The 25,663-nt window shown below is 55.8% G+C and carries 19 protein-coding genes; 10 read left to right on the forward strand and 9 right to left on the reverse strand.

Annotated features, from left to right (window positions below; all coding sequences use genetic code 11):
* Window positions 1–103: 103 nt before the first annotated feature.
* Window positions 104–874 (reverse strand): 5'/3'-nucleotidase SurE, encoded by a 771-nt coding sequence (gene surE / locus ACGY09_RS00640; RefSeq protein ID WP_397570089.1) that lies wholly within the window; start codon window positions 872–874, stop codon window positions 104–106.
* 53 nt (window positions 875–927) lie between these two features.
* Between surE and ACGY09_RS00645 the strand changes: the two genes are divergently transcribed.
* Entirely contained in the window at window positions 928–2,541 is a 1,614-nt protein-coding gene (locus tag ACGY09_RS00645; RefSeq protein ID WP_397570090.1) for a hypothetical protein, read from the forward strand.
* A gap of 93 nt (window positions 2,542–2,634) precedes the next feature.
* Here the strand turns inward: ACGY09_RS00645 and ACGY09_RS00650 are convergent, their stop codons facing one another.
* Window positions 2,635–3,117 (reverse strand): hypothetical protein, encoded by a 483-nt coding sequence (locus ACGY09_RS00650; RefSeq protein ID WP_373652014.1) that lies wholly within the window; start codon window positions 3,115–3,117, stop codon window positions 2,635–2,637.
* Between the two features lie 340 nt (window positions 3,118–3,457).
* Between ACGY09_RS00650 and ACGY09_RS00655 the strand changes: the two genes are divergently transcribed.
* Entirely contained in the window at window positions 3,458–4,201 is a 744-nt protein-coding gene (locus tag ACGY09_RS00655; RefSeq protein WP_373652013.1) for a sugar phosphate isomerase/epimerase family protein, read from the forward strand.
* A gap of 27 nt (window positions 4,202–4,228) precedes the next feature.
* Here ACGY09_RS00655 and ACGY09_RS00660 read toward each other — a convergent pair whose 3' ends face one another.
* Window positions 4,229–8,530, reverse strand: coding sequence for a hypothetical protein (locus ACGY09_RS00660; protein ID WP_397570091.1), 4,302 nt, complete (start codon window positions 8,528–8,530; stop codon window positions 4,229–4,231).
* A 354-nt stretch (window positions 8,531–8,884) separates the two neighbouring features.
* On the opposite strand from ACGY09_RS00660, the gene ACGY09_RS00665 reads away from it, so the two are divergent.
* Genes ACGY09_RS00665 through ACGY09_RS00675 form a run of 3 tightly spaced genes read left to right on the forward strand, consistent with a single transcriptional unit; the run spans window position 8,885 to window position 11,962 of the window.
* On the forward strand, window positions 8,885–10,225 hold the full coding sequence (locus ACGY09_RS00665) for a sigma-54-dependent transcriptional regulator (RefSeq protein ID WP_397570092.1): 1,341 nt from the start codon (window positions 8,885–8,887) through the stop codon (window positions 10,223–10,225).
* Window positions 10,226–10,264: 39 nt separating this feature from the next.
* Window positions 10,265–10,669 (forward strand): sirohydrochlorin chelatase, encoded by a 405-nt coding sequence (locus ACGY09_RS00670; RefSeq protein ID WP_373652010.1) that lies wholly within the window; start codon window positions 10,265–10,267, stop codon window positions 10,667–10,669.
* Between the two features lie 42 nt (window positions 10,670–10,711).
* Window positions 10,712–11,962: a hypothetical protein gene (locus tag ACGY09_RS00675; RefSeq protein WP_397570093.1), complete on the forward strand. Its 1,251-nt coding sequence runs from the start codon at window positions 10,712–10,714 to the stop codon at window positions 11,960–11,962.
* On the opposite strand, the gene ACGY09_RS00680 is transcribed toward ACGY09_RS00675, so the two are convergent.
* From ACGY09_RS00680 to ACGY09_RS00690, 3 genes are all read right to left on the reverse strand, one after another.
* Complete coding sequence (locus tag ACGY09_RS00680) at window positions 11,959–12,462, reverse strand: MOSC domain-containing protein (protein WP_397570094.1); 504 nt, start codon at window positions 12,460–12,462, stop codon at window positions 11,959–11,961. The two genes, ACGY09_RS00675 and ACGY09_RS00680, sit on opposite strands and share 4 nt — an antisense overlap.
* A 168-nt stretch (window positions 12,463–12,630) precedes the next feature.
* On the reverse strand, window positions 12,631–12,936 hold the full coding sequence (locus tag ACGY09_RS00685; protein ID WP_397570095.1) for a hypothetical protein: 306 nt from the start codon (window positions 12,934–12,936) through the stop codon (window positions 12,631–12,633).
* 491 nt (window positions 12,937–13,427) lie between these two features.
* Entirely contained in the window at window positions 13,428–14,288 is an 861-nt protein-coding gene (locus tag ACGY09_RS00690) for a type III pantothenate kinase (RefSeq protein ID WP_397570096.1), read from the reverse strand.
* 292 nt (window positions 14,289–14,580) lie between these two features.
* On the opposite strand from ACGY09_RS00690, the gene ACGY09_RS00695 reads away from it, so the two are divergent.
* The 4 genes from ACGY09_RS00695 (at window position 14,581) to ACGY09_RS00710 (ending at window position 18,785) form a co-directional block, all read left to right on the forward strand.
* Complete coding sequence (locus ACGY09_RS00695) at window positions 14,581–15,360, forward strand: ABC transporter ATP-binding protein (RefSeq protein ID WP_373652005.1); 780 nt, start codon at window positions 14,581–14,583, stop codon at window positions 15,358–15,360.
* The gene (locus tag ACGY09_RS00700) at window positions 15,357–16,160 is read left to right on the forward strand and encodes an ABC transporter permease (protein WP_373652004.1); all 804 of its coding nucleotides are present in this window, start codon (window positions 15,357–15,359) and stop codon (window positions 16,158–16,160) included. The genes ACGY09_RS00695 and ACGY09_RS00700 overlap by 4 nt, the downstream gene beginning before the upstream one ends.
* A gap of 200 nt (window positions 16,161–16,360) precedes the next feature.
* Window positions 16,361–17,398, forward strand: coding sequence for an ABC transporter substrate-binding protein (locus tag ACGY09_RS00705; protein WP_397570097.1), 1,038 nt, complete (start codon window positions 16,361–16,363; stop codon window positions 17,396–17,398).
* A gap of 331 nt (window positions 17,399–17,729) precedes the next feature.
* Window positions 17,730–18,785: an IS630 family transposase gene (locus ACGY09_RS00710; protein ID WP_397570098.1), complete on the forward strand. Its 1,056-nt coding sequence runs from the start codon at window positions 17,730–17,732 to the stop codon at window positions 18,783–18,785.
* A gap of 36 nt (window positions 18,786–18,821) precedes the next feature.
* Here ACGY09_RS00710 and ACGY09_RS00715 read toward each other — a convergent pair whose 3' ends face one another.
* Together ACGY09_RS00715 and ACGY09_RS00720 are read right to left on the reverse strand one after the other, a co-directional pair.
* Complete coding sequence (locus ACGY09_RS00715; protein ID WP_397570099.1) at window positions 18,822–21,608, reverse strand: HEAT repeat domain-containing protein; 2,787 nt, start codon at window positions 21,606–21,608, stop codon at window positions 18,822–18,824.
* A 16-nt stretch (window positions 21,609–21,624) separates the two neighbouring features.
* Window positions 21,625–22,650, reverse strand: coding sequence for an aldose 1-epimerase (locus ACGY09_RS00720; protein WP_397570100.1), 1,026 nt, complete (start codon window positions 22,648–22,650; stop codon window positions 21,625–21,627).
* Between the two features lie 419 nt (window positions 22,651–23,069).
* Between ACGY09_RS00720 and ACGY09_RS00725 the strand changes: the two genes are divergently transcribed.
* On the forward strand, window positions 23,070–23,951 hold the full coding sequence (locus tag ACGY09_RS00725; protein ID WP_397570101.1) for an amidohydrolase family protein: 882 nt from the start codon (window positions 23,070–23,072) through the stop codon (window positions 23,949–23,951).
* Window positions 23,952–24,173: 222 nt separating this feature from the next.
* On the opposite strand, the gene ACGY09_RS00730 is transcribed toward ACGY09_RS00725, so the two are convergent.
* Window positions 24,174–25,358, reverse strand: coding sequence for an acyltransferase family protein (locus ACGY09_RS00730; RefSeq protein ID WP_397570102.1), 1,185 nt, complete (start codon window positions 25,356–25,358; stop codon window positions 24,174–24,176).
* Window positions 25,359–25,663 lie beyond the last annotated feature (305 nt).

A 25,663-nucleotide genomic window follows, 5' to 3' on the forward strand; every position in this document is an offset into this window, starting at 1 on the left:
GGGATCGAATCGGTACCTGCCTTTGCGTGAATGCGTTCTCGAGACTTCTGTGGGACGAGTGTTGAGAGTGTGAGTCTGACTTGGCAGGGGTTTCGACGTCCCGTCAGGGACTGCAGGGGAGATCCCACTTTTCAGCCTGTAACTGCTTCAGAAAGATTTGCTCGGTGAGATCGAAGTGCAGCGGCGTGACGGTGATGTCCCCTTCCTGAAGTTGTTTGATGTCCGTGCCGTCATCCAGCAGATGACTGCGAATCGGATTCAATCCGCTCCAGTAGTACGGCCTGCCGCGTGGGTCAGTTCGCTTTTCCACTTCTTCGTTGACGCGATTCACGCCCATCGCCACAAACTGAACGCCGCGTGGCCAACCGGGCCGCGGGGGAGGAAAGTTGATGTTCCACAACTGGCCCGGTCTGGTCTTGGGGAGCAGGTGCTGACATAAGGGAATCGCGCGACGTGAACTGGCTGCGAAATCAGGGGGACCGTCCATCCATTGGGACAGAGCGAATGACGGAATTCCGAAGAAGGCTCCTTCAATCGCTGCCGCGACTGTTCCCGAATACAGGACGTTAATTCCGATATTGGCACCGGCGTTCAGACCGCTGATGATCACATCCGGTTTTTTCGGGCAAAACTCGAGGACCCCGAGCTTTACGCAGTCTGCGGGACTTCCTTCCACTTTCCATCCGAAGAATTCCCCGTTTCTGTATTCCTTGTGTGCGACGAGCGGGTGTAGATAAGTAATCGTATGGCCTACCCCACTTTGTTCGATCGCAGGAGCAACGACTGTGACCTCTCCCCACTGACGCAATTCTGCGTACAGGGCGTGCAGGCTGGGGGCATGGATTCCGTCGTCATTCACCAGAAGAATGTGCATAGAGAACTCTTTTTCATGAACAGCAAGAATGTTCCGAAGTCGGCAGGCGAATTATGACGTCTCATGAGACGATCGACGAATGCTCACCCCGTCGACGCGACCTGTCAAGGAACGACTCCGTTTCCACGGGCTGGACTGATCGACTGCGACTGACCCGTTCCACCACCGCGATTGTGATGGTATTGAGTCTGCTGTTTCTCCACCTCTGCAATCAACCGATCTGGCACACCGATGTCTGGGGACATCTCAGTTATGGAAAAGTGATTTGGGACAAGAAGTCGATTCCGAAGACGGAACCGCTGCTGCCCCTTTCGCGTGAGATCCGTTTCGTCGACTCACCCTGGCTCAGCCAACTGATCGGATTTGGTGTGATCAGCATGCCACGATTGCAGATGGCGGGGCTGCAGGGACTGTACGCGCTGTCCGTAACCTGCTGTGGAGGCATGCTCTGTTATTGGCTATTTCGACAAACTCAAAGCGCTGTTTTTGCACTTGTCGGTTTGGGGGTTTTCATTGTCCCGCCATGGGTCTGTATTCTGATTCTGCGACCGCAACTGGCCGGGTTGATCTGCTACGTACTCGTCCTGGTCCGTCTGTCACCAATGCGGCCGCAGCGATGGGATTGGATCCTGATACCCGGCATCTTTCTGCTCTGGGCCAACCTTCATCCCTCCTTTCCGATCGGTCTGGGATTGTTAGGCTGCCTCTGTGCAGGAAGGATCGTCGATCGGTTCGAGAAAACAGGTTCCTTCGCACTTCTTGGTCGGGACAGAAGACTGCGGGGCCTGTTTGGGCTGACCCTGGTTTCCGCAGTCGCGACATTGGCCAATCCGTACGGACAGGAATTGCATCGCGAGGTACTTCGGTTTTCTGCGAATCCGAACCTGCGGGACCTTACCGAGTGGCACGCGCTCTCGATACGGGATGCTGCGGGACAGGCATTTATTGCTTCGGTTGTGATCCTCACCTGGCTGGGTCTCAAGACGCCGCGACGTATTCGAGCCTGGGAGTTCCTGCTGCCGGTTGGCCTTGCAGTTGCTTCCCTGTGGAGCGTCCGGATGCTCGTCTGGTGGATCCCCGTGTGCAGTCTGCTGATTCCCCGGCACGCGTCGGCCCTCTGGAATTCGTGGGCCTACCGGCCAGTATTGCCGGATACTCCGCGATCATTCCGGTGGACGATTGTTTCCATCGCCACGGCTTCAACATGTCTGGTGGTAAGTCCCCTGGGACAAGCGGTGATTGCCGATCGGCATCGGGATCCGTCAGTCACGGTCTCCAGTTACACACCACTGATTGCTGCCCGGTATCTCTCAGAAAATCCGCCGACGGGGATGGTCTTTGCAACCTATGAATGGAGCGACTATCTGCAATGGGCCGGGCCGCCAGGGATGAAGTTGCTGGTGAACTCGCATGCGCACCTCGTTCCACCGGACGTCTGGAGGACGTATATGCAGGTCATTGAGTTGCGCAGCGGCTGGAGAGAGTCGTTGGATCGGTACGAAGTAGACCTGATCGTGGTTGACCGGGCCTTTCGGAGCGGACTCATTATGAATCTGGAAGCGGACCCGAATTGGGAACGACTGGTTGAGCAGGATGGGCAGTGTCTGTTCCGCCGAGTGCGTTCCAACTCTTCGGAGACGACCAAGAGGGACTCTTTGTCGGAATGAGCTGGATTGCGAATGTGGCACAAATAAAAAGCGATCACACGCACAGGCATGTGATCGCTTTTGTCAGTCACTCGTGGGCCGGACGAGGCCGCATCATTTCATGAAGAAGTCAGTGGGGCCGCGGAGGGTGTAGTAGGGATACTGAACCATTCCGGCGGGAACGCCACCAGCCCCTGCACCACCGGCAGGATCAACCTGAGGTGGATAGACCATGTTTTCAGGCCATTCGAACTGGTACGTCTGCACGTGCTGTGGCATCCCATTGCGGTATCCACAGCCCCGTCCACAACCGCGACAACCTGCTGGCGGGCAGGCATGTCCGTTGTCACACTGAGGGCAACCAGACGCATCGGCCATGTAGGCCTGTTTACCCTCGGTGTAGTACCCCTCGGGGCCCGAGTAGAAGCCGCCGTCGTATCCGAAGTTATGGTCGACGGTTCCTCCCAGAGGCTTGAAGTCGTGGTGACCATGGCGGCCCAGGTAAGGAGTCTTTTTCAAGTCTCCATAACCGGGGGCTGATCCAATGATTGGCCCGTTATTATCGGGATTCTGACCACGAACGGTGGACTTGGACATCGAACAGCCCACCGAACAGCTGACGACGACGATTGCAATCAGTCCAACAAATCCGCGAATTTGCATCTTGTCTCTCCGACCCTAAAGGCTGACGACGCCACTTCGCGCAGGAACGAAGCGAGTTTCCTTTGCGTATCTATCGGCGATTTGCCCATCAAAGTACGGCGATTCCACAAAGAAGCTGCAAATGGCACGTTGAGACGAACCATACGTTATTGCAGAAATCGCCTAAACGGAGTATTTTGACATTGGTTTTCGTGTCGCAACAACGATCAGCACAGGACTGATTTTCGGAGTCGGAGTTGTTGCGACTTGCCCAGAGCAAAGGAGTGTGTGGGAAGTGTTCGTCGCCATCTCATCTCAGTGTTTTTCCAATACCGATTTTGCGGCTGCCTGTCAGCAGGCCGCTGATCTGGGATATGACAAGATCGAACTCTGGCTCAATGAGGCGAGCGATCATCTTAAGCCTTCTCAGATCGTGGCATCTCCCACGAAGTTCTTTCAGGTTTATCGAGAGACCACCCGGCTGACTCCAGTCGCGTTGAACCTTCAGGAAGATGTCCAGCTCGACGTTTTTCAAGACCTGTGCAAAGTCTCGAAAATGTTGAAGATCACCCAGATTACCATTCCTGCCGCGACGCTGGGGACTCCGTTCAACGAAGAAATTGACCGGCTGCGCAGCCGACTGGCCGCTTCCAACTCTGCCGGAATCCGACTGTCACTGAAGACCAAATCTGGCCATTTGACGGAAGATCCTCAGACAGCAGTGGAACTGTGTCAGGCGGTACCAGGCTTGGGATTGACACTGGACGTCAGCTACTACATCTGCGGCCGCTACGCCGGGCAGGGCTACGATCAGGTCTTTCCATACGTCTATCACACCCATCTGCGCGACACGACGCCGACCCAGGTTCAGGTCCCTGTGGGCCTCGGCGAAGTGGACTACAGCCGTATCATCAGCCAGTTGCGCCGGTTCAATTACAACCGCGCACTTTCTGTCGAAATTCTGCCCGAGCTGCTGAACGGACAGGATCGAGCGCTCGAACTTCGCAAGATCCGGATGCTGCTGGAAACACTGCTGTAAGGGTTTCTTCGTCCGCTTCGCGACGGGCTATTTTTTGCCGGTCGCCTTCTGGCGTGCCATGTCTCGGGTGAATTTCTCGTACGCCGATCGGTAGGCAGGCGGAACAGGTTTCCGTTGCGATTCGATCTGGATCACTTCTCGCTGGGGTTGCTGTTCGCCGGTGCGTTGCGACCCCGACTTCTGCAGGTTGAGATTCTTCAACATCTCGTTGAACTGCTGTTGCCGGGCTGTCACTTCCGGCGACTCTTCGGTCTGTTTAGACTCGTTGAGGTACCGCGAGAGCCGATCGGCGAACTGCTGCATTTCGGTCTTCGTCCAGCCGAGTTGCTCAAGCAACTCGGGATCGACGTCGCCCCGGTCCAGTTCCTTCTTGAGTTTCTGCAGCACAAGCTCTGTCGCCTGCTTGTTGTAGTCGAGATTGACTTCGTCACCCGCTTCGGGGTTGGCCTCTCCGCCCGAGGGGCCGGAAGGATCCCCGTCGTTGCCGATGGCTCCTCCACTGCCGTTTGGATTGCTGCCGGGACGGCCGGGAGTCTTGGACCCCGGTTGCGTCGAAGGCTTACCGGATGAATCCCCCTTGCCGGGTTCTTCACCGTCCCCTTTCCCGGCACCAGCCTGATCAGACTTTTGCCCCTGATCGGACTTCTTTCCTTCTCCCGGCTGGTCTCCCGCTTTCGCTCCTTCCTTATTCTGTTCTTTATTTAGACCGTTCCGGGCTTTGTTTGCGTCAGGCTTTTTCCCTGCCGGTTTATCTTGGTCCGATGATTCATCGGATTCGCCCTGGGCGTCGTCGGCGGATTTGTCTCCACCGCTTGACGGGGCTCCCGGTTTCTGTCCCTCGGCCCCTTTTCCAGGTCCCGATTCCCCATCCACCTTCTCTTCACCCTCTTTGGCCGGTGAGTCTTGATCGGCTGTGGCTTCGCCGGCGGGATCCTGACGGGACGCTTTCGCCTTGTCACCCGATTTGGACTTGCTGTTGCTCGAGCTCTCGGGCTTCGGCTCTGCCGACTCTTGTGAAGACGGTTCGCTATCTGAGTCAGAACCTTCGTTCACATCGGTTTCCGACTCAGGCGTTGTCTTGGCACCTGCTGGATCCGATGACGAGTCTGATTTGTCGTCAGATCCCTTCGATGGATCGCCTGGCGTCTGTTGGGGAGTCCTTTCAGGATTCGTTTTTTTTCCGGCATCCGATTTGGGGGGCTTCTTCAGCGAGTTTTTCTCATCTCCACTGGGCTCATCGGATTGTTTAACTGAGTCTGGAGTTGCCGTTTTTCGTTCGTCAGCGGTGGAATCAGTTTTCTCGTTTTGCTTTTGCGTCTTGCGCTGCGGGTCCTGGGCCGAATCCTCGGACGTTCCCTGGCTTTGGCGTTTTTCAGGCATCTCGCGGGGATCGCGCTTCACTTTGTCGTTTTGGACACGATCCGGATTGCTCTTCGGATCACGATCAGGCTTTGCTGTCCCTTGTTCTGAGCCGTCGGCGCGCTTCTTGATCGAATCTGGTGACTCAGGAGCAGGTTCCTGTTCGCCAGACGTCTCTGAAGAGTCCGTCCCATCTCCCTTGGGTTTCGATTTCGCTCCGTTCTTGGACGGATTCTGCTGCGGGCTGGTTTCGTTCAAGCTATCCGACGGAGCGTCATCCCCCTCCTCCTTGCCTTCTCCACCCGCGTTGGCGTCGTCGGCCGGAGTGGGACCGGATGGGGAGTCGTCGTTATTGCCTCCAGGAGCTTCCGACTTGGGGTCTGGCTTGGAATTGGGGGAGGAAGGATCGGAGCCGGTCTCGGCCCGATCTTTCTGGGCGTCTTGCTCGGGATTGCGTGAAGATTCGTCGGCGTCAGGCTGTTTCCCGGCCGGCTTTTTGTCCGGAGACTTACCGCGACCTTTTGAGCCCTTTTCTTTCTCGGCCGATGATTCCTCTTTTCCCTTTTCAGGTTGATCTTTCAGTCCGTCCTTTCGGGTTCCTTCATCCCCTGAAAGCTTCTCCTGATCCTTCTCTGACGTGCGTGGCTTTCGTCCATCCTCCTTATCTGGCATCGGAGCCGGCTTTCGCTCGGCGGTCGGATCACCGGTCGCACCTGCGTCATTCTTGTCAGTTTCATCCGCCCCATTCTTGCCATCGTCTCGGCTTACGTCGTCCTGTGGCTGGGACTCGCGGTTCTGGTCTGCGGCTTGGGAATCGGACGGCTCGTCCGCAGACTGTTTGTCCTGCGAGTCACGTCGGTCGTTCGTTCCTTCCGCAGAGGGGGCATCCTGTGCGTCGTTCTTCGACGTTTGCTCAAATTTTTCAAGCAGACGTTTCAGCGCCTCGTCATCCTGCGAGCCATCGCTGTTGAGCGGCTGCTGGCCCGACTGGTCCTTTCCACCTTCGCTTTTTCTTGTCCCTTCGGATTGGCCTCGTTCCTCCTGCGTCCCCTGGCCTGACTGACCCGTTTCGGACTGGCCGCCGTTCCCTGCCTTCTTGTCGCCGGATTGTTGGCGTTCGTCGCCGCCGGTTTGGTTGTTCTGCTCTTGCTTTTTCTGCTGCTCGGGGTCTGATTTTTCCTGGCGTGTCGTTTCAGGATCCGTCAACCGCTTTTCGCTGTTGTCCCTGTCTCGGTCCCGGTCAGAATCGTCTTCCTCTGAGAGTTGCGATTGCTCACCCGGATTTGGATTCTGGTCGCGTTCCGCTTCTGCGAGAAGGTCGTCGATTCGTTGATTTTCTGCGGCCAGTTGTTGATCGGCCTGCTTACGGCTGACCGGTTCCTGGACGGTAATTTTGATTTTGGGAGTATTCCGCGAGTTCGGGCGAGGCTGTTTGTTGTCGTAAGCCTCAATCCAGAGTTCGAGAACTTCTCCCTGTCTGACATTCAGTTTTGACAGTTGCAGGTCGTGTTTGAGAGTCAGTCTCGGCTGGCGCCCTTCTGAAAGTTGTTCGTGCAGGATCTTCTGCCCCGCTCTTTCGATATTCAGATAGAGGTATCCGAGTTCAAAGTCGGGGTCTTGTGCCTGAATCAGTAGCGGTACGGTGGCATTGATCGGGGCTTCGATGTCCTGTTCAGGACGCACGAGCGCCACTTCCGGTGGTTGATCAGCTCGTATGGTCATCCCGTAATTTGCAGGTGACGTATCACGCCGGCCGTCTTCAGTCCGGCAGTCGATGCGATAGAACTTGGGGTAACTCCCGTCGGAACGGAGTGCGAGTGTCCAGTCGGTCTGGACAGACCGACCATTCTGCTTGACTGTCGTGACGATTTCTTCGCCCGTGGGGCCGACTACCGGATCGTCCAGAAACTGAACCAGCGCAGACCGGATGGGCATGTTCGTACGAGCCTGCAGATCGATTTTGGCCCCTTCCCAGGCATCGATCTCACCGTGGTGTTGCTGCTCGATCGGAGCGAGCTTCATGTAAGCGGGAAACTCGATTCGGATTGATTCGATCTGAGCTGAGGGAGGCTGTTCGACGGTCAATTTGTAGTCTTCCGACTCAGCATCTCCCGCCCGAATGGAATACGTCAGATCCTGCATCAATCCCTGGGTGGTTTCACCGATGAGCTGCCCTTTAAATTTGGTTGGAACCTGATCGTCTGGCCGCAGTTCGACGGGCTGTTGCGTGAACTTGCCGTCTGCGGATGTATAGACCAACCATACCTGATGCGGAATTTCTCCGGCGAGATCGACCTGTACTTCCACTGCGGGGGTATGTGCAGGGACCGTTGTGTCTCCGGGAGTGACGGAGACGATTTCGGTCCGTTTGGAGACGGGGACTTTAGCGGCAGGCAGCAACCCGCGCCAGATCGAGTTGGAGATCTTTTTGGGTGAGAAAATGGCGTAGAGGCAGAACAGCACGATGACGGCAAGCAAGACGTAGGCAGTCCTTACGAGCGGACGGTGGTCGATGACATTACTGACATCGACTTGCTGCAGCCGTACGGCGGCGCGCCGCTCCATGGCTTTCAGAATTGCAGGATTGACTGCGCGTCCCGCGGCTTTAAGATCGATCAGGTTTAAGAGGTTACTCTTCAGTCCCGGTTCGGCATTCTCGATCTGCCGAGCCGCGAAGAGGCCGTTGACTTTCCGAAACGACGGAATTCCGACCTTCCAGACAAGCCATGCGATGGTGGCGACGATCAGCGTCGACAGCAGGACCCAGCGTGACGCCTGGCCAAATCCGTCACGGAGGATCCATTGATCAAAGATGACGAACAGCAACAGGTAGCCGAGGAACATCGCTGCCACGCCCGCCAGTGCGGTCAGCAGGTCCGTCGTGCGAATCGTCGACTGAGTCTTTTCCAGCTTAAGGCCGACATATTCGTCAAAGTCGACGTAATTGCCAGAATTGGTCGTGGTCGTCATCTTCAAACGCCCTCAGCAAACAAAAGACTCAAGGCCGCAGAATTTTTACCGGTGAGTCCGACACTGGCGAGTCTTTGCCGGTACTCCTGGAACGAGATTTCTGCGGCTTCACCACGATACCATAATTCGACGCAACAACCGCCAGAAGAGTTGCCGAAATCGTCTTCTGTTCCACTAGAATGGAAGTTACCGAAACAGGAGACCACGTTCATGCATGTTCGGTGCGTCGAACGGGCGGTCGTGCAGTGGTCGGGCACGGGACGGTACATTGACTTGCAGCGGCATGACACGGGTTGATCTCGTTCAGCAGTGCGGGGTGTCCGTCCAAAATAACTTTGTAGGCAGTTCCCAACCATGTTCAAGCGAGCGCATTCTGTTCTGGTCGTGGAAGATGAAGACATTATACGCACTTCGCTGCGTGAGATGTTGATTGACGAAGGATACGAAGTCGCCGTCGCTGCCTCGGTCGCTGCTGCCCTGCATCAGGCAAAACAGCGTGACTATGATGTTGCGATTTGCGACGTACAGCTTCCTGACGGTGATGGTCTGGTTCTGCTTCGCCGGTTGCAGCAGATCAATCCGAACATCTCGGGGTTGATCATCACAGCCTACGCTACGGTCGAGAATGCCATTGAAGCGTTCAAGTCGGGCGCTTTCGATTTTCTCATCAAGCCAGTGATCTTTGATGACCTGGCCAATAAACTGCGACGGTTGTTCGAATATCGTGAGCTGTATCTGGAAAATCAGGCGTTGCGACGTGAGCTCTCGCGGCGCGAGGACAGCGACGAGATCATCGGTTCCAGCAAAGCAATTCAGCAGGTGCGCGACGCCATTCGCAAAGTCGCTGTCACGAATGCGAACGCACTGCTAGTGGGTGAGTCGGGCACCGGTAAAGAACTGTTCGCTCGTACGATCCACAAGTGGGGTCCGAAACAGAACGAACGCTTCGTCGTGATCAACTGCGCGACCCGTCCTGAGAGCGAACTGGATGTCCTGCTGTTCGGGACAGTGACGTCCGCCGGAGAGCAACCGGGGCTGTTCCGCCATGTGGGCCAGGGGACTCTCTATCTCGACGAAGTCACGCAGTTGCCACTGGCCACACAGGGAAAGCTGCTGCGTGCCATCGAAAAGCAGGAGGTGACACCCGTCGGTGGAACTGAAACCTTTGCGGTCAACCCGCGGGTCATCGCCGCGACAACCCACGATCTGACTCTCGAAATCGCTGCGGGGCGGTTTCAGGAGGACCTGTTCTACCGTCTGGATGGAGTCAAAATCTGCATTCCCCCGCTTCGCGAACGCCTGGACGATATTCCGGAACTGGTGGAGTTCTTCATCGGAAAGCACGGCCGGGCGATGGGGCGCAAAGCCACAATTTCGTCGAGCGATACTATTCGCCTGCTGATGTCGGCTCAGTGGAAGGGCAACGTGCGACAGTTGGATAATGCGATTGAACGTGCAGTGATGATGAGTGAAGGGACCGTTGTCCGTCCGAGTGACCTTCCGCCCGATCTGCGAGGCGCCGAACAGCCATTGCCGGACACCGACGATCTGCGTTCTGCCCTTCGCCATTATGAGCGACTTCACATCTTGCGAGTTCTTGACCAGTTCCCCGATAAACGGGAAGCAGCTAAACGACTGAAGCTGGGGCTATCGAGTCTTTATCGAAAGATCGAAGAGCTTGGAATCGATCTGTGATTCGGATGTCCACACTTGCCGGAAAATAAAAACAACAGCATGACAATCACCCCCCCTTCCCAGAGCCAGGATGCCGTGCTACTGATTGCACACGGAAGCAGACGGGCCGAAGCAAACCATGATCTGGTGCAACTCGCTGAGTTACTCAAATCTCGCGGAGACTGCCAGATTGTTGAAGTTTCTTACCTTGAACTGGCGACTCCCACGATTATCGACGGTGGTCGGAAATGCATTCAACAGGGGGCAACCCGGGTGTTGATGCTGCCGTATTTTCTTTCGGCGGGCGTGCACGTCGTGACGGACTTACAGGAGTTTCAACGTCAATTGAGCGCCGATTTTCCACAGGTCGAGGTTGTGCTCTGCCCTCACCTGGGATTACATCCTCTCATGGCAGAAATTGTCATGGATCGGCTACGTGAAGGTTCAGTTCGCGGAATCGCGTGAACTACATACTGAGAATGATTGGTCTTTTTCGGAAAACAGCGAATGGCGGTCACCAAGACTCTGAACGAGAAGCTTAAGTCGATTCACGCAGATCCACATGGCTCGAAAGAATTCATCATTGCGGACGCCAAGGATGCAGATATGGCGTTCGGAGTTCCTGCCCCTGGTGAAACACGGAAAGAGGGGTCTCCTGAAGGACATTCGCATGAGATGCGGTTCAAGACGCTGGCCGAATACCGCAATCAGATTCGCCAGGTCATTGACCAGCAGATCGTCGACATCGTTCTGATGTCAGCCAGTACCTGCGAACAGCTGGCCATCAATGAACGGCTGTTTGAGAATTCACCGATCACCCCCGCCGCCCGTGCCAACGATGCCACTGATGTGCATGTCCCCCGAGGTGGCAAGGTCTTCACTCAGCCTGCCCGACCCTTTCGCACAGCCCACATCGACCATATGCAGTGTGGTCATCTGGACTGCACGACCGCACAGCGAGAACTCGGTGCGAACCTGGGGCTCTATTCGGTGACATTCCTGAATGATCAGGAACGTGATCTGGAAACGCTGAATCGCTACAAGGAATTTCGCGAAGAGGCAGAGCGAAAGAACTTCAAACACTTTCTTGAAATCTTCGACCCGAATGTGCCTGATGTTGTCGCCCCGGAACTGCTCCCGGCCTTTATCAACGACCTGATCGCCCGAACGCTGGCGGGGGTGCCACAGGCGGGCCGCCCGGTCTTCCTGAAGATGGTCTACCACGGTCCAAAAGCCATGGAAGAGCTTGTAGCCTACGATCCTCATCTGGTCGTCGGGGTTCTCGGGGGCGCGGCAGGAACGACACTCGATGCGTTCCAGTTGCTTCACCAGACGAAGAAATACGGCGGTCGCGCAGCCCTGTTTGGACGCAAAATCAACCAGGCCGAGAATCAACTCGCCTTCATTGAGTTTCTCAGACTGATCGCAGATGGCGTGATTGAGCCTGAAGAAGCAGTGAAAGCCTATCACTCCGTCCTTCAGAAGCTCGGTGTCACACCTCATCGCACGCTGCAAGAGGATCTGACGTTCCAGACGGCGGTCATGAGCTACGGTCGAAGTTCGACAACGACGATCAGCGTTCCCGCACCGGCGGCGAAAGAGGAAGGAACAAAGCCCGCATCCAATGCCGCCGCGAAGTCACCCGAGCCCGCTGTGACGGTCGACACCAGGAAGAATGACAAGCCGGACTTCGCGAAAATGACGTCCGAACAACGGCTTCAGTATCACCTCGAACGACTCAGAAAGTCGCTTGGTTAATCTTGGGATTCGTTCTGGGGGATGACCTGCACGGCATCGCCCAGACGAATGATTCCACCCCGCAGCACCATTGCGGTGATTCCGCCATGCCCTCGCATGGCATTGAACCCGCCAGGGCCGAGTGCGATTTCCATTTTCGAACAGGGTTCACATGGACCGCTGAATTCGAGCAGGGAATCCCCGATGGAGAAACGCCTTCCTTTGAGGGCAAGCAGGTTCACACCGGAAACGACAAGATTCCTCCGCAACAGTTCCGGAGGAATCTCTGTTCGATGAAGTAAAGAAGCCACCGCGGGAAGGTGTTCGGATTGAATCAGCGTGACCTGGCGCTTTACGCCCGGTCTGCCCGTAAAGCGCCGATCGCCTTTCAGCCCTCGGTCAGCGACGAGTTCAGCCTCGGCCACAATGTTGATGGGGCCCTGCCGCTCAGTTCGTAGTCCGATCCAGCAGAGCGTTCCGACTTGCGGAATGGTATTGAGAAGTGTCGCCAGACTTTTCACGATCGGTCCCGGAAATCAGAGGAGAACAAGCAAACAATTCACGAGGTGATCACCTCGTGAATTGTCCTTGGCCTTGCAAGCATCGGATGTTGCTAATGGTGGCACAACGTCTGGGATGGCAGGCACATTCTCGACTGAACCGGGGGGATCAGGCGCGATGTCAGATGTTTAAACTGACCATTCGCTTTTGCAACCGCAGCAGCGGAAGCCGACGAGAGTCGCCGTGCCGGGGATTGCCAGACCGTTTCGATTTTTGACGGAATCAGCGAGTTCGATGGGCTCGACAACCGGATAGCTGCAGTCCTGACATCGGCGATTCGAAAAGAGCAATCGAGCGCGGGTCACGACATCCAGAGTACGTGGCTCAGATTCCGCCGTTTGACTCGATCGCCGAAACGGAATGATCCGTGGCTCGTCAGCGGAATGATCAGACAAATTCGCCTCTTCAGGCCAATACACGCTGAGTCGGCTCATCCTTGAGCTCCTTCGCGAAAAGAATGTCGAACGGCTCATTCCAGAATTGGAATAAGTCACTGCGGGGCATCATGCCGGCGAGTTCCCAAAAGAACGTCAGTTGCGATTTGAAACTGAGTTATTAAGAGAAATGAGTGCGTTCGAGAAATTAACGGCGGTTTTTGCGTTAGACAAGTGCAAACCCGACGGAATTGTAAGTTTGTTAACGATTTTGCAGGTCCGCGCAGAAGTGGAATAGAAACCGCTTCATGGCGGTTAATTCTGACAGAAACATCACGAATCGGGAGCTCCGGAATGCATCAAGGTGAGCCGGCGCAGCAGAGCAGGTACGCCACAGCTTTGCGTTATCGTAAGTCAATTTCGAGGGGATCCTCCGTCCCATTCCACCTTGGTTTGGACTGACAGTTCCCCCGCTGTGACCAGGAACCTTTCTGAACCCGATCGCGGCACTCGAGTAAGGACATGAGTCAACGAATGGTGCGAATGCCAAACTAGACGTGATGCGTCCATGCGGTCAGGACGAGACCGTGCATTCCAAGCGAGGGAACGGCGAGTACACCGGGGAATTGCGGGGAAAGAATCGGTCCCCCTCCTCCGGTCAAAATCATCCAGGGAGCATTGGGCGAATCAATCGCCCCCCCAAAATCAGGGACGGCCAGTTTCTTCTGCTGGCAAATCTGATTTACCAGTTCCCGGATGGCGCCCACCTGCCCCCAGAACAACCCGTTACGAATTGCCTCTCGAGTATTGCGACCGGGGGCTACGGGAACGTCTCCCCCCAGATCCTGAACGGGTAGCAGTGGAAGTGCTGCTGTGTAGTAATTCAGCGCTTTCGCGGACATTTCGAGTCCCGGCAGGATGGCTCCGCCGCAGAACGTTCCGGCCTGTGATACGTAATTCACGGTCGTCGCTGTTCCCGAATCAATGACGATCGCCGACCTTGAAGCGGGACGAAGTGCGTTGGCAGCGACCGCGTTCAAGAGCCTGTCCAGACCGACCGTATCGGGGGAATCGACGTCCAGTTCAACGGGGATCGAGGATCGTTCCCGGACCATTATCGGGGGCTTTAGCCCGGTCTGGTACCAATCGCTGAGCACGCGATCGACGGCACGAGGATTTGATCCAGCAATGATTGCCCCGTCCGGATTCCAGCTCATCAGTGTCTGCCAGGGGATTGCCTCGCCGACGGGAATCGCCAGAAAGCGGTGGCAGTGTGGCCAGTCCCCCTCGACTCTCTTTGTTTTGACAACTCGTCCATCGAGTTTTCGGTAAAACGTAGTCTGCGAAGGAATGAAGAACCCAAACTTGAGTCGACTGTTTCCTGCTTCAATGGCCAGCAGCGGAAAGGACATTCAACAAACTCCGACATTAAGCAGGAACAAGCGAGCAGCGTCACAACGCAGGACTCTCTTTTCAAGGCGAGCCTGCATAGCCAATTTTTGAACCGGGCGATCTGGGGAATCCCGTGAGTACCGTGACTGAGAGATTCGGCAGAAGAATCGACCGTTCGATATGGTCGAAAGCGGATCTGATATTAACAATGTAGAAAAGATTGGCACCTTCTGGACAGATCGCCTGGAATGGCGTCAAATCCTGTCCCTCCGCCCGTTCCCCCCCGAATGACTCGACGCGAGAATTGTGGAAGTGACAGAACAGCCGCCGAACCTGATCCAAGCCCATGACGTTGCGATGGCATTCAGTGAGTCGCGGCTGGCCATCACGGGAATCCATTGTGCCGTGCAGCGGGGTGAGTTTGTTTCGCTGCTGGGACCGTCAGGGTGCGGTAAGTCAACTTTGCTGAGGCTGTTTGCGGGGTTGATTTCACCGACCTCGGGGCAGATCACCGTCGCGGGTCTGACTCCTGAGGATGCCCGCCGGACGAAGTGCCGCGTGGCGTTTGTCTTTCAGGAAGCTCATCTGCTCCCCTGGCGCTCAGTCACAGAAAACATTCGCCTTCCACTGGAATTACTCGGTGTTCCGCGAGCCGAACACGCCGAACTCATTCAAAATTCGTTGCGGCTGATTGGCCTCACGGACGATGACGCGCAAAAGCCTCCTCGTAGTCTCTCGGGAGGGATGCGGATGCGCGTGTCACTTGCTCGAGCCCTCGTGACAGACCCGGAACTGCTGCTGCTGGATGAACCATTTGCGGCGCTGGACGACGTTCTCAGACAGCAATTGAATGAAGACCTCGTCGAAATCTGGATGCGTCGTCGCTGGACGGGAGTTTTCGTGACTCACAACGTGGCCGAAGCGGTCTTTCTCTCTCAACGGGTGTTCGTCATGAGTAAACGGCCCGGCAGAATCATTGATGAGGTGCGAATTCCGTTTGACTTTCCGCGCGGTCCTGAACTACGTGCCGACCGTGATTTTGCTCGACTGTGCGGAGAACTGAGCCAGCGGGTACGGGAGGCGGCACGATGATTCTGAAACGGCTGAAGTCCTGGCTGGTCGACGTCGTTCTTCCACCGCTTGTCCTGTTCGCCCTCGTCGTCGCGGTATGGCACTGGTGCGTCATCGCATTTCGACTGAAGCCTTATCTGCTTCCGTCCCCCCTGGCAGTGGGAAGAGCACTCTACAATGATGCCGCCATCCTGGGGCGAGCAGTTCTTTATACTGGGACGGCAGCACTGAGCGGCTTTCTGGCGAGTCTGGTGCTGGGGACATTGATCGCGTTTGTGTTTGCCCAGTCGCGGCGTATCCGGTCCAGCGGATATCCGTATTTTATCTTCTTGCAAACGGTCCCCATTGTCGCAATTGCTCCGCTGATTGTTCGCTGGTGTGGTAACGGCTTTCAAAGTGTGGTCCTGGTCGCACTGATCCTGAGTCTGTTTCCGATCCTGTCCAACGGCACTCAGGGGCTCTTGGAGATCGATCCGAATCTGCTCGACCTGTTCCGGTTAAACAATGCTTCTCGTTGGCAGACGCTGATCAAATTGCGATTCCCCAGCGCGGTTCCGGGGCTTCTTGCCGGAGCAAGAACATCCAGTGGGATGGCGGTCGTCGGGGCGATCGTCGGAGAATTTTTCGTTGGGTACGGTTCGAAGCGGTTCGGCCTTGGGTACCTGATCAATACGACCAACGATCAGTTGCAGATAGACCGACTGTTTGCCGCCGTCCTGACATCAACTCTCTTCGGCATCGCCATATTTGGAATGGTGAACCTGATCAGTGTGACAATCTTGCGTCGCTGGTATGACGGTCCCGTTGAGGATCGAAAATAGTTAGACTTGCTGGCGCTGTGTTATGACTGGGACTGCGGCGGGATTCTCCTGTGCCTGTGGCATGTCTGAGAACAGGTAGAGTGAACGATGTCGGAATGGAGTCGATCCGAGGGTTGCCAGTCGATTTCAATCAGCTCAGTCGCAGTGGGCTGGTTCGCCACTTCAATTGCGGGATTCTTCTTCACGAACAAGGACCACGAATGAACGTCTCACGCGGATGGCTGACAGTCGCTCTGTGTCTGGCAATCGGCTGCCAGGCCGAGAAGCCAACTTCTCTATCGGACCGGGGCGACGATGGCTCGTCGGGCCAGAGCCAATTGATTGACGTTTCGCTCGCACTAAACTGGTTCCCTGAAGCCGAGCACGGTGGCTACTACGCGGCGCTCGTACATGGCTACTACGAGGAAGAAGGGTTGCGAGTCACGATTCGACCGGGTGGCCCCAAGGTGCCGGTGATTTCGGACGTTGCGGAAGGAAAGGTTGATTTCGGAGTCGACAACGCGGACAAACTGCTGCTGTTACGGGCGCAACAGGCGGAAGTGGTAGCCGTCATGAGCCCGCTTCAGAACAGTCCCCGTTGTATCATGGTCCATAAGTCGAGCGGACTGACGAAGCTCGAAGATCTGGCCCAGAAAAAGTCATTCACCCTCGCGATGAATTCGGGACAGCCCTTCGCACAATACCTCAAAAAGGTCGTCAACCTGGATGGTGTGCAGGTTGTTAACTATCCGGGCAACGTAGCGCAATTTCTTGAACAGACCGACTATGGCCAGCAGGCGTATAGTTTCAGTGAACCCTTTCTGGCTGAACGTGAGAAGAGTGATCCGCTGTGTCTGATGCTCTCGGACATCGGCTTTAACGCCTACACCAGCCTGCTGATTGCCCGTCAAGAGGCCGTAAGCCAGAAACCTGATCTGGTAGCCAGAATGACGCGGGCTTCCATCAAGGGCTGGAAAAAGTACCTCGCTGAACCCGACCAGACGAACAAGTACATTCACGAGCAAAATCCGGAAATGGGAATGGAGATCCTCGCCTATGGGGTTAACGCATTGCGGCCGCTGTGTCTGCCAACGGGTTTTGACGAGACTCAGCTCGGCATGATGACAGCCGAACGCTGGCAGACCTTGACCGACCAGATGGGAGAGATTGGCTTGATCAAACCGGGAACGATCAAGTCGGGTGAAACATTTTCGCTGGCATTCCTCAAGACGGAGCCGGCGACGAAGCCCGCTGAGTGATGCAAATACCTAGCAACTGCTGCGATTGACTGCCGGTTATCCGTCGAAAGGCAGTCAATCGCGGTTCTTGACTACGCGAAAGAACCTTCCGACGAATGCAGGGGGAACTTCTTCAAGATCTCGGCAAGCATGTTTCTTGTCCAAATTCCATGCAACGAACAGACTCACAGTGCCCCGTCGATCCCCCCGCCCTTTGGATACTGCGGAAACATGGATCGCCGATATTAATGCGCCACTAATACGGATCCCAACGTGAGATAGCGCGCATTCCCTTGCGCCCTCCCAGACCACCTATCATACTATCGAGACACTCATTTACAGAGAGGTCTCAATGGAGGTCAGCAGCAGACACCATTCGTTGGAGCAATTACAGGCCCTCGAACGCCAGGAGAAGGATGCCGCCCGGGCCAAGCGACTGCGGATTGTGGTTCTTGCCATGCAGGGGTGGACTGCTCCCGCGATTGCCATGGCGGTGGGTTTCACACGGCGCGTCTGTCAGAGATGGGTCTATCAGTACAACGAACTCGGCTTGCCGGGGCTGGATGATCGACGTGGACGGACTCCGGGTGTCCCGCTCAGCGAGGAAGCACAGCAACAGTTACGACAGCGACTTGATGCGGGGCCGAAACCCGAAGATCAGGTCTGTTCCCTCCGAGGAAAGGATCTGCAGCGAATACTTCAGCAGGAATTTGGCTGCGTGCGGTCACTCTCCAGTATCTATTGGCTGCTGCACCGGCTCGGGTATTCCTATCTGCGTCCTCGTCCAAAGCACTACAAAGCCAACCCGCAGGTGATGCAGGAGTTTCAGACGGGTCTCAAGGAGCAGATACAGCAGATTCAAGCTGCGCAGCCAGACAAAAAGTTGCGGATCTATTTCCAGGATGAAGCGAGGTTCGGTCAACAGGGGACCACGACAAATGTGTGGGCTCCCACAGGATCACGTCCTCAGGTCGTCCGTCAGACCGAGTACCAATATTTATGGGTATTGGGAACAGTCTGTCCCCAGACGGGGCACGCTGAAGGATTGCTCAGTCCGCGATTGAACACCGCTGTCATCAACGTGTTTCTGAAGCAGTTTTCTACGCGCATCCCGAAGGACGAACACGCGGTGATGATCTGGGACGGCGCCGGTTTTCATCGCAGTGGAACCCTGCGGGTTCCACAAAATATCACGTTGATCCGGCTACCGGCCTACAGCCCTGAACTGAACCCGATTGAGAACCTGTGGCATTATTTGAAGTCACACCACTGGAGCAATCGGGCCTACCCCGACTACCCGGCGTTAGAAGCGGCGTCCCAAGAGGCTTGGAGAGCAAGCGTTCTCGATCCTGAACTGATGAAAACTGTCTGCGCCGCACCTTGGCTCGATCGCGCTCTTTCAAATTAGGATCCGTATAAGACACTTGCGGGATCCGCTCGCGAGTTACTCCGCTTCTTTCTTTTCCGTCTTGTCCTGCGGCTTTTCGGCCAGAATTTTCTTGAACTCGGGATCTTCGTGAATTGGCTTGAAGTCAGGATCTTTGGCCATCCAGGCGAAGTCGTCGAAGCCGTTCTTGATGGACTCACGGAGGTCCTTCACCGCCTGTGTACGATACTTTTCGCGAAGAGTGTCCCGGTCGGGCAGGTCGGTTCGCTTTTCGGCCTGCTCGAACGCTCGCGAATAGGCACACGCGGCGTTGTAAAGGAACAGTGCGCGAAGTGCTTTCCGATTGGGGTCACGGACTTCTTCCGAGGGGCGATGTTCTTCGAGGTAAGTCAGACCTTCCTCAACGCGCCCATCGCCGATGCGGGCAATCGCGAGACTGGTCACAAATTCGCCCGGAAAGAGAGGCTCGTGCTTCAGCTCAATGACCTTCTCGAAATCTTTGCATGCTTCCGCAAATTTCTCTTTCTTCAGCAGCAACTGGCCGCGCCCGAGATAGGCTTCCGGAAGTTCCGAGTCGAGTTGCAGGGCGAGGTCGTATGCTTCCATCGCCTCTTTTTCCTGCTGATTCTTGCTGAACATGTCCCCTTGGGCGGAATATTGAAATCCGGGAGAGCGTTGACGAAGCGTGAGCAGTGCCGAATTGGCGTAGTTCCGCTTGTTGGTTTCGCCTGAATCGCGTGCCTTGATGAGTGCCGCACGAGCGGTTGGCGTTCCGAAGTTCGCCAGCGCGTTCATGATATTGCCCAGCAGGTGATTCATGCGCTGCTTTTCCACCGCACTGATCAGCAGTTTTTCTCCGTCCGGATGCCCGTCGAGTGTCAAAGCGGTTGCGGCGGTTGAGACAAGCTGATTGTCGTTTGAAAGCAGGGCCTCGCCGCAAAGGTCACGGAACTTCGAATGCCGAAACAGCTTCAGTCCCTGTAGAACCTGGACTTTCTCGTTGTTGTTCAACGAGGGGTACTTGGCGACCAGCTTGTCAGCGACGTCCTGATCACCCAACTGCAATAGCAGGTTGATGGTCGTGACCCGATCGTTTCCTGAATCTAGTTGCTTCAGCAGCAATGGGACCGCTCGGACATCCCGTGTGCGTGACAGCAACTGAACGACGTTCGAATCGGGAGGTCCTTGATCCAAGACTTTGAGCGCATAGTCGATCGCGAGTGTTTCGCTGCGTTGATCGTTCCGTTGCGACAGGGTCTGGAATGCCAGATCTCGAATTTGCTTGTCTGGCGACCGCAGGGCCCGCTCCAGCACTTCGACCAGTTGGGGGTGTCCAACCTGGACCAGGGCTTTTAATGATTCCACATCCATATTGGCCGGTGCGTTCGTCACGAATTCATAGAGCGCATCAGACCAGATCGGACGTGGGTACTTCGCCAGCACTTGCACGATTTTCTTGCGAGACTCAGCGGGTTCATTTTTCAATAGCACCAGAAGTGCATCGTGCGCGGCACCGAAACGCGAACCTGCAAGACTTTCAATCGCCGAAATCGACAACGGGTCGACATTTCGCTTGGCGTAGAGAACCAGTTTCTCAATCGCTTCAGGCTCGCCGAAGTGACTGAGCGCCTGGAGGGCGGCCTTCTGCAACTCCGGATCTTTGTCTTCGGCCCATTCAAAGATCTGCGGCAGATTTTCGACACTCAACCGTCCACCGCCGTAGGCCAGTGCGGCCGCTCGGGAGAGCGGGTTACCAGTACGAATTTCGTTGAGCAGTTCGTCTCTGGGGAGTGCGAGGTATGCTGTCCTGAGCGCGGCACCGACGGCTTCCGCCGATGATTTGTGGAGACGTACCTGACCAGTGGACCTCAATCCGTATCCTGATCCCCCTCGACTTGCTATCTCATCACTGACAGGAAACTCCGTCAGGTGAAACTCACGGATCGCTGACGGGATCATGGGAAACATCTGGTTGGCGTTCGGATTGCCTGCGTTGCCGGCGGCGGCGGACTGAAGCCAATTCATCAACTGTGGGTCGGGCGGACTCGCACCATCAATCCAGCGGACGACGACGCGAGCGACTTTCTGAGCGACGAGTTTGTCGAGTTCATCGACGAATGTGCCAGCATTGAAACTGTTGATCGCCCCGCCAATGGTCATCAGGGCCAGTGACTCACGCGGACCAATCCGCTCTACCTCAAGACTCAGTTGAGCCCGTTGTAATTCGTTGACGTTGATTTCTTTAGTGTCGTCTCCCAGCTTCACTTTAATGAGACACTTGGGGACGTTGGGGCCCAGCGGTAAGTCAGCGTAGACGAGCCAGATCCCGGTCTGACCGCCTGAAGGGAGTTTCCACTCCTTCTGGGGTTTCATGGCCGAGATTTGAAAATGCTGCTTGCCGGATTGGACGGTGTAGTTCTGCAGTTGCTGAGGCAGATCGACTAGTTTCCGTTCTTCTCCGTCGATCTCGGCAATAATCTGGTCCCGAGCGATGGTATAGGAATTTCGGGTCGTATTGGCGAGCAGGACGTGCAACGCCAGAAAACGGGTCTGGCCGTTGCCAGAGTAGAACAGACCCAGGTGTGCCACGTCGAGCATGGCCAGAACCTGCGCATCTGTCCCGGCAGCAACTGGCGTCCCCTTTTTCAGTCGCTCAACTTCCGATTCCAGCTTGCTGATCCGTTCGACCAGGGCTCGGAATTCCTCTGGATTGGTCGAGGGCTCTGTCTTCGGTTGCGTCTGCTGAGCAATCGCGATGCTGGAGTGGAAAGGACCGGCGATTCCGGCGAAAAAACCGACGCAAGCGGTTACGGCAACGATCGTTCGCAAGCTGCATTTCGACATGAGTGTTCTCATTTCCTCATACGATGACGGTTCCCACCGACAAGTCGATCCACGTATGAAATTCCTGGCCCGGTCCCAGCACCCGCCAGCCGACATCCAATCCTGTCGTCTGCAAGTTTACCGCATCAGTTGGACATGTATACGGTTCAAGGCAAACAGCCGAACGATTCGGAGGAGTAAACGCCACAATTTCACGAAACACAGGTGGGACGGTCAGGGTGACTTGCAGACCGGCACTCTCGTCCATCACCAGGCATTCGAACTGAGGGCCATGACAGTCAATGCCGGTGTAAACATCGTCCAGCTTAAGTGTACTGAGATAGGCTCCGTCCCGAAGGTCTGTCGACTCGTCAACGGCCAATCGCTTTCCGGTCGGCAGACAGTCGATGAGTTCCCATCGCTCGCGGGCCGGTACCTCGACGAGGCAGTCTTCGTAGCGGCTGGTCGAGGTGAGCGGGAGTTTGAAATAAGGATGTGTCCCGAGTCCCCACGGTAGAGGATCGCTGGTGGGATTAAAGATGCGGAATCGCGACAGTAATCGGGCTCGAACTAGTTCGTACACGAGTTCAATGATGAAATCCCCCGGCCACAGAGGAAGTCGATCGGGAGCGTCCACACTCAGGTGAAACTGCCCTGTCACGGAATTCGCTTCCTGCCGGACGACGCGCCATGGGCGGTCCATGCACAGGCCGTGGATCGCGTTACCCCATTTGTCTGTTCCTGGCAGGACATATTCTTTGCCCTTCCAGTTGAAACGTCCTGCGCGGATCCGATTGGGAAACGGGAACAAGATGGGAATGCCACTTCCGCTAGGCTTTTGCTGTCCCTGTTCGAATCCGGGGACCGCGTCGAGCACATCGACCATGGTCCCCTCGACAGACGCTCGAAACTCAAAGCAGTTGAATCCCAGTTCGGGCAGAATTCGGGCCGTGGAGCCACTGAGCTGATCACAAATCGTTACGATTTTCATATCATCGCCGAAGGGAAGTTTGGACGCCTGTGCTGCCGGAAGCGAGAACTCGCTTCGGAAAACTATATCCATTTCCAGTACACATTGCACGAAGCCGTAGACAAGAAAGCTAACCCCTTCGATTCCCCATATTCCCTCCGGCATGCTTGGCAGCGGAAACTCGTTGAGGTGGGGCAGAGCTGGTCAGGCTCGGCAATCTCCGTCCTCCCCCTTCGGTCTCCTGCTGATAGGGAACTCGCGGATCACGGCTGGTCTGCACTTACCTGCGGTCGACCGGTACGTTCCTGTTTCCGATATCTCTGCTGCGCTCCCTTTGCACTTCGTAGTTCAAACCAGCATTTCTTGATACATTCGGCCAAGTGTCGAGAGAAATCGAGGCTCGCTTTGACCGACAATCTCAAGTACCAATCCCAGGAACTCAAATGCCCCAACGTCTCCGCGTGAGCCGACGCCAGTTCGTGTCGAGAAGTCTTGCCGTAATGGGAGGATTGATGACCAAGTCATCTTTTGCCGCTGATGCCGACCTTCCCTGGATCGATGCGCACTCGCACATCTGGCCAGCCGAAACCGACAAATATCCGCTCGTTCCAGGACTCACCAAAGCGGATCTCAAGCCTGCCAGTTTCACGGATGACGAACTGATGGCTGTGGCACGACCTGAAGGGGTGGGTCGAGTCGTGTTAATCCAGCATTCGGTCTATCACCTGTTCGACAACTCATACCTGATCGACGCGGTAAAGCGGCATCCAAAGTTGTTCCGGATTCAGGGAATGGTCGACGACCACCAGCCGAAGCCCGGAGAAGCTATGAAAGCCCTCTTGCCGCACGGGGTCACCGGATTTCGTATCACTCCCTTCGTGCGTAAGGAAGAAGAGCGTTCCAAGTGGCTGGAAACGCCCGGCATGATCGAAATGTGGAAAACGGGGGCCAAGACGCGACAGGCAATGTGCCTGCTCATTGATGCCTCTGACTTGCCGGCGACGGACCGCATGTGTGAGCAACATCCCGACACGCCGGTCGTCATTGATCACTTCGCACGTATCGGCGTTGATGGACAGGTCCGCGACGCGGACGTGGCTAACCTCAGTCGGTTGGCTCGTCATAAGAATTGTCACGTTAAGATTTCTGCCTTTTACGCGCTCGGCAAGAAGAAACCACCGCATGACGAGTTGATTCCCATGATCAAGCGACTGTACGAGGCCTTCGGTCCCCAGCGGTTAATGTGGGCAAGCGACTCGCCGTACCAGATCGAGGGGGAGAACAACTACAAGGCCTCGATCAGCCTGGTGCGGGACCGTCTCAGCTTCACATCGAAAGACGATCGGGAGTGGCTGCTGCGTAAGACGGCAGAAAAAGTCTTCTTCTACGCCTGAGTCGAGTGAAGAGATCGCATCGCCGTGTGGAAGTCTTGGCCCCACACGGTGTGCGGTTTCTTTGTCTTCAGGTGTTCCACAATCACGCTCGGCGCTGTGTGCACGAATCGTTCTTCAAGTAACGACGCTTCAGCAGTCGTCAGGCCAGTGACCAAACTCCGCGCCCGGACTGGGCCGATTGGGACTCGTTCGTAGAGCACGCGGCCGACGAGTCCGCGTTGACTACTTGGCAACGACACCGCTGCCGAGATTGGTCGCCTCGCTCTTCAATGTCGCAGCATTGTCGATAACGGCGGGCTGCTTCACTTCCACAGGCTTTGCCGGTCGGTGCTTCATCTTGAGGAAGTGCTTTTCGACGAGGTGCCAACTGATGGCCCCGGCAAGGATCGACAATGGGGTCGCGATGAAGAACATTGTGATCGCGGAGACACCGGGCATCGACAAAGCAATCAATTGCTGAATGGGAAACGCGTACAAGTAGATCCCATACGAGAAGTCGCCGTAACGTGACCAGTTCTCGAAATGAATGGCAGGATGGAACGAGAACCAGAACAGGGCATAAGTGATGGCGAACGGAAAGACGAACCGGCCGGCCGGTGGTGCAAAAGATGCCGCGACGAAGGCGATGACCGAAGCTACGAACAGCGGCGTCGAAAACGGAATGCTCTTGCGGTAGACGTAAAACGCCAATCCGGCGATGAAGTAGGGAAACACCCGGCTCCACGCTTCGGCACTGCCGACGATCGCAGCAAATGGACCTTTATCGAGCGCCGGAACAGGGAAGAACGGATAGAGGGCCCCGGCAATCAGCGTGACGAGGAACAGCCACGGAACCAATCCGCGACGCCTGGTCAGCATGCCAGCGGCTCCAATCGCCATGACCGCCAGGTAGCACTTGAATTCATAGGGAATTGACCAGAGAGATCCGTTCATCGTGCCGGGGTAAGGGTTATTGACGAATGCCTCACGCAGGTCGACGTTTCTCAACGCCAGCAGCGAGATTGGGATCGTGAGGAGTCTTTTGACTCCGAAATGAAGGTTTTCTGAAACGAATGGAGCGATGACGAACACACCCAGAAGAACGACAACAATGAATCCGGGATAAATACGGAAGGCCCGTTTCTTCAGGTAATCGACCGCTGACTTTGAACGCAACCAGCTATGTGTGATCAGAAATCCGCTGATGATGAAGAAGCAGCAGACAGCGAACGGACCTGAATTAAGCTGCCCGTGCGTGAAAAGTCCCAGGGGTTCGTTTTCTTCATGCCCTTCCGCCAGTGCGTACGAGTGCGAGAAAATCACGAGAACCGCTAACCAGAATCTGCAGAAGTCGAGGTTGTTCTTAACAAAGGAGTCTGACTGCCAACCGGCGAGGGTTTTCGGTGCGCTATCATTTTGCGAAGACAAAAGTCAGTTCCTCCTCGACAATTTCGCAATCGGGCTACAGAAGCCACAATCATTGGTGACGAGTCCGTACGGCATCGTGATTATGTCAAAACGCACCGACGAAGCTCAAGAACCCAGATCGACGTTCATGCGGAAACGGCAGAATGGGGAACAAGTTGATCGTCTGACTGTGACAGGCACATTCGTCTGGGCAGCACGACGAACTAGGGCGCGTTGAACATCGTCCGCAGAGTGCCCGAAGTGTATTGGGGGCATCTGAGAAATGCAATTCAGCAGCGAACGCCATGCTGTCTTTAAGTCTTGTG

The sequence above is a fragment of the Schlesneria sphaerica genome (genome assembly GCF_044336245.1).
Taxonomy (GTDB): domain Bacteria; phylum Planctomycetota; class Planctomycetia; order Planctomycetales; family Planctomycetaceae; genus Schlesneria; species Schlesneria sphaerica.